Annotated in this window: 1 protein-coding gene; it reads left to right on the plus strand. The window is 69.0% G+C overall.

What is annotated here, in order from left to right:
- Positions 1-445 (plus strand): transglutaminase family protein (locus EQG76_RS07475; RefSeq protein ID WP_200840627.1); only part of this gene is annotated, 445 nt, incomplete at both ends.

Below are 445 nucleotides of genomic sequence, written 5' to 3' on the forward strand. Positions count from 1 at the left end.
AGCCTGGCCCAGCAACTGCTCCTGCGCGCCCTGATCTGCCGGTTCTGGGAGAAGCCCTGGCAGGGCAGACTGGTGCGCTTCGGCACCTCGCTGCACGACCGGTTCATGCTGCCGGCCTTCCTCTGGCAGGACTTCACCGACGTCCTGCGCGATTTGCGCCAGCACGGCTTCGACCTGAAGGACGAGTGGTTCGCGCCGCACCTGGAGTTTCGCTTCCCGGTCTGCGGCGAGGCCGAGTTCGAGGGGGTGCGGTTCGAGCTGCGCCAGGCGCTGGAGCCCTGGCAAGTCATGGGCGAGGAAGGGTCGGTCGGCGGCACGGTGCGCTATGTCGACAGCTCGCTGGAGCGCCTGCAGGTCCGCGTCCAGGGCATCACGCCTGGCCGGCACCTGATCACCTGCAACCGGATCGCCCTGCCGCTGGCTCCCACCGGCACGCATGGCGACT

It is taken from the genome of Geminicoccus flavidas, from assembly GCF_009806515.1.
GTDB lineage: Bacteria > Pseudomonadota > Alphaproteobacteria > Geminicoccales > Geminicoccaceae > Geminicoccus > Geminicoccus flavidus.